Annotated in this window: 4 protein-coding genes; 2 read left to right on the forward strand and 2 right to left on the reverse strand. The window is 68.9% G+C overall.

Translation table 11 applies throughout. The features are described 5' to 3' along the window. Positions 1-3 precede the first annotated feature (3 nt). Positions 4-3,471 carry a DNA polymerase III subunit alpha gene (locus tag FDZ70_06505; GenBank protein TLM76524.1) on the reverse strand — a complete coding sequence of 1,156 codons (3,468 nt, stop codon included), beginning with the start codon at positions 3,469-3,471 and terminating at the stop codon, positions 4-6. A gap of 4 nt (positions 3,472-3,475) precedes the next feature. Next, on the reverse strand, positions 3,476-3,841 hold the full coding sequence (locus FDZ70_06510; protein ID TLM76526.1) for a TrpR YerC/YecD: 366 nt from the start codon (positions 3,839-3,841) through the stop codon (positions 3,476-3,478). 267 nt (positions 3,842-4,108) lie between these two features. Between FDZ70_06510 and FDZ70_06515 the strand changes: the two genes are divergently transcribed. Then, on the forward strand, positions 4,109-4,333 hold the full coding sequence (locus tag FDZ70_06515; protein ID TLM76527.1) for a type II toxin-antitoxin system HicB family antitoxin: 225 nt from the start codon (positions 4,109-4,111) through the stop codon (positions 4,331-4,333). Positions 4,334-4,363: 30 nt separating this feature from the next. Beyond that, complete coding sequence (locus tag FDZ70_06520) at positions 4,364-4,573, forward strand: type II toxin-antitoxin system HicA family toxin (GenBank protein TLM76525.1); 210 nt, start codon at positions 4,364-4,366, stop codon at positions 4,571-4,573. Positions 4,574-4,673 lie beyond the last annotated feature (100 nt).

Here is a 4,673-nt window from a genome sequence, read left to right on the forward strand (position 1 = left end):
CCCCTACACCTCGCGGACGGCGTCCGCCCCCAGCAGCGCCTTGATCGCGGCGTGCAGCCCGGCGGCGCTCGCGTCCACGCCCTCCGGCATCCGCAGCGTGCGCGCCTTCTCGGGACCCTGCACGACCACGCGGATCTCATCCCGGCCCGGGTACTGCTCGAGGATGGCCTTGAGCTTGGCGCTCGTGCCGTTGGACAGCGCGTCCGCGCTCGCCGTGATGGTGAGCACCTTGGGCGGCGCCACGAACTCGCCGTCCACGAGCGGCTCGACCTCGAGCACGATGAGCTTGCGGCCGCGGTCGGAGACCTCGATCTTCGCCTTCAGCCGCACGATCGCGTCCACGACCACGTCGTCGCGGACCTTGTCGTAGACGTTCGGGAAGAGCACGGCCTCCATCGACGCGTCCGTGTCCTCGAGCACGAAGGTCGCCATCAGCTGGCCTTGCTTCGTCGAACGCTTGTCCACCGACGCGACGATGCCGGCGAACCAGCCGCTCGTGCCGTCGCGGAACGAGTCCTGGTCGCCGAGCGACAGCGACCGCGCCGACTCGATCAGTTCCGCGATGTCGGCGAGCGGATGTCCCGACACGTAGATGCCGAGCATGTCCTTCTCGAACGACAGCTTCATGCGCTCGTCCCACTCGACGCCCGTCGGATCCGGCACGTGCTCGGTGAAACCGTGGTCGACGTCGTCGTCGCCGAACAGCGATTCCTGGCCGTTGGCCTCGTCGCGCTGGCGGTTGACCGAGGCCTCGAGCAGGCCTTCGTCGAGGAAGCCCATGAGCTGGCGCCGGGTGTAGCCGGTGGTGTCGAACGCGCCCGCCTTGATGAGCGCCTCGACCGTCTTCTTGTTGATGGCCGTGTTGACGAGGTCCACACGCGCGAGGAAGTCGTGCAGCGAGGCGAACGGCCCGCCGTCACGCCGCGCCGCGACCACCGCGTCGACCATGCCCTCGCCGACGTTGCGGATGCCCGCCAGGCCGAACCGGATCGCATCGCCGACCACCGTGAAGTGCTTGCCCGACGAGTTCACGTCCGGCGACAGGACCTGGATGCCGGCGCGCTTGCACGCCGCGATGTAGCGCACGATGTCGTCGGTGCGGCCGGTGTAGCTCGTGAGCACCGCGGCCATGTAGTGCAGCGGCCAGTGGGCCTTCAGGTACGCCGTCTGGTACGAGACCTTCGCGTAGGCGGCCGCGTGGCTCTTGTTGAACGCGTACTCGCCGAACTTCCGCATGTCGGCCCAGACGCGCTCGGCGATCCGCTTGTCATACCCGCGCTCCGCGGCGCCCGTCATGAACTCGGGCTCGAGCGCGTCGACGATCTCCATGATCTTCTTGCCCATGCCCTTGCGCAGCTTGTCGGCCTTGGCCGCCGAGAAGCCGCCCATCGTCATGGCGATGCGCATCGCCTGCTCCTGGTAGACGATGGCGCCGTACGTCTCCTCGAGGATCGGCTTCAGGCGGTCGTCGTAGTAGCTGATCTGCGCGCGCCCGTGCTTGCGGGCCACGAAGTCCGGGATCGAGTCCATCGGCCCCGGGCGGAACAGCGCGACCACCGCGACGATGTCGGCGAAGCAGGTCGGCTTCAGGTCGCGCAGCACGCGCTTCATGCCGGTCGACTCGAGCTGGAAGACGCCGTCGGTGTCGGCGCGCTGTAGCAGCGCGAACGTGTCCGCATCGTCCATCGGGATCTTGGACATGTCGAGCTCGATGCCGAGGCCATCGCGCACCGCCTCGGCGGCCTTGGCGATGACGGTGAGCGTGCGCAGGCCGAGGAAGTCCATCTTGAGCAGGCCGAGGTCCGCCACGACCGTGCCCTCGTACTGCGTGATGACCGCGCCGCCCTTGGTGTCGAACTTGGTCGGCGTGTACTCGCACAGCGGGTCGCGGCAGATGACGACGGCGGCCGCATGGACACCCTCGCCGCGCACCGTGCCCTCCAGCGCAAGCGCCGCGTCGAGGATGCGGGTGGTGTCGCCGCCCGCCTCGTACTCGGCACGCAGCTCCGTGTTGGCCTTCAGTGAGCCCGCGATCGTCGCCTCGGGGCCCTCCTGGATCTGCTTGGCGACCTTGTCGGGCACGCCGAACGGGTAGCCGAGCACGCGCCCGGCGTCACGCACCGCCGCGCGCGCCTTCATCGTCGAGAACGTCACGACCTGCGCGACGCGGTCGTCGCCGTAGATCTCGCGGACGTGGTCGATGACGTCGCCGCGGCGCTCGTCGTCGAAGTCGATGTCGATGTCGGGCATCTCGGTGCGCTCGGGGTTGAGGAAGCGCTCGAACAGCAGGCCGTTCTCGAGCGGGTCGAGGTCGGTGATGCCGAGCGAGTAGCTGATGATCGAGCCGGCGGCCGAGCCGCGGCCCGGCCCGACACCGATGCCGTGCTCCTTGGCCCACCCCACGAACTCCGCGACGATGAGGAAGTAGGCGGCCAGCCCCTTCTCGGCTATGACGGCGAGTTCGGTGTCGAGCCGCTCGAGCACCTCGGGCGGCAGCGGGTCGCCGTAGCGCTCGCGCAAGCCGGCGAGGCACTCCTCGCGCAGGTGCTCGTCCTCGCTCTTGCCTTTCGGCACCTCGAACACCGGCAGGATGATGCGGTCGAACTCGAGCTCCAACTCGCACCGCTCGGCGATCTCGACCGTGGCGACCAGCGCTTCCGGGTACTCGGGCAACGCGGCGGCCATCTCCTCGGCCGACTTCATGAAGAACTGGTCCGAGGAGAACCGCATCCGCTCCGTGGAGTCGAGCACCTTGCCGGTCTGGATGCACACGAGCATGTCCTGCGCGATGGCCTCGCTCTGCTGAACGTAGTGGATGTCGTTGGTGGCCACGAGTGGCAGGCCCATCTCGCGCCCGAGGTCGGCGATGGCGGCCGTGATCTCCGCTTGGCGGACGCCGTTGTCGGTGGTGATGCCTTGGTGCTGGATCTCGAGGTAGAAGTCGCCCTCGGGGAAGATCGACGCGTACAGCTCCGCCCAGCGGCGGGCCTCTTCCGGCGAGCCGATCTCGATGGACTTGCTGACGACGCCGCTCATGCACGCCGAGGTGGCGATGAGCCCTTCCGAGTGCTCGCGCAGCAGCGCCTCGTCGACCTGCGGCTTGTAGTAGAAGCCGTCGGTGCCCGCCGACGAGACCATGCGCATGAGGTTGCGGTAGCCGGTCTCGTTCTTGGCGAGCAGCAGCAGGTGGTAGAGCGCGGGCTTGACGCCGCGCTTGGCGCGCGACTCGGGCGTGAAGTAGATCTCGCAGCCGACGATCGGCTTGATGGGGCCGCGGTCGACTCTCGTGCGCTTGGCGTCGGGCTTGGTCGCGGCCTTGTAGAACTCGACGGCGCCGAACATGACCCCGTGGTCCGTGAGCGCGAGCGCGGGCATGTCGAGCTCGTGCGCGCGGTCGAGGAGGCGGTCGATCTTGGCGTGGCCGTCGAGCAGCGAATACTCGGAATGGGTGTGCAGGTGGACGAACGGCATCGTGCTACTCCGGAAGACCGGTCGTGCGGGAGAGAGCGGTGCGGTAACCGTCGGCGCCGTAGTTGAGCGAGCGGTTGACGCGGGCGATCGTGGTGGCCGACGCGCCGGTCGCCTCCTGGATGTCGGTGTAGTGGGCGCCGGCGGCGAGCATGCGCGCTACGGCGAGGCGCTGCGCGAGGTCGTGGATCTCCTTGGGAGTGGCAACGTCCTGCAGGAACGCGTAGACCTCGTCGGGCGTGTGCAGCGCCCGGAACGCATCGAGCAGGTGTTCGACGTCGGAGGTCCTGATGCGGTCTTCAGGCACGATGCGCGACTCTCCCCCGGGAAGTTGCGGTTGCGGGCGTGATGCACAAGATGTCGTGGCCAGCATAGCACCAGACCCCGACATGATGGGTGCGGCTTGCGACGAGCGGTGCTCGCATGACGCGACGAACGGCCGCTTGTGGACGACCCACGCGCGAGACGCGGCAGACGAACGGGTGTTCGGGCGAGACGCGGCGCTGCGGGGTGGTTCGGACCTGCCCGTTCGGAGATCGGTTCGAGTCCGTTTGGACGCGTGTGCGACCGTGTCCGTCGGGGGGAGGTGGAAGGGCCGGTGCTATACTCGCGCCGTCGCCGGGAGATGGACGCTGCGATGCTGCACAAGGTCAGATTCGTGGCGGAACAGCACGCCGACGGCTTCGTCGCGTTCCCGCTCGGGGTGAGTGGCGCAGTAGTCGGCCAGGGGGAGTCCGCCGATGCCGCACTCGCGGACGCCCGCTCCGCGTTGCGATTCCACGTCGACACGTTCGGCGCGCAGGTACTCGAGGAACCGGAACCGCTGGACGCGTTCATGGTCGAGGACACCGTCACGACCCCGTGACCGCGTGGCCGCGCGACGCTCCGCGCGCGGGTGATCGGAACGCTGCGCCACCTGGGCTTCGAGGTCGTGAGGACCGGCAGCCACATCTCGCTGCGGGGCACGCTCCCTGACGGATCGATGACCGGCATCACGATCCCGAACCACCGTCACATCAAGGGCGCGACCCTGAGGACCGCATGCACGCTCGCCGGGATCGACCGGGACGCCTTCCTGGACGCACACCGGCGCGCAGGACGGTAGCGCCTACCCCGCCCGGTACCCCGGCGCGACGCCCGCGAGCGCCGCTCGCACCGCGTCGGCGTCCCCGCCGCGCGCCGCGTCCACGAGCGCGGCCGTGGAC

This window comes from Actinomycetota bacterium (assembly GCA_005774595.1).
Taxonomy (GTDB): Bacteria; Actinomycetota; Coriobacteriia; order Anaerosomatales; family D1FN1-002; genus D1FN1-002.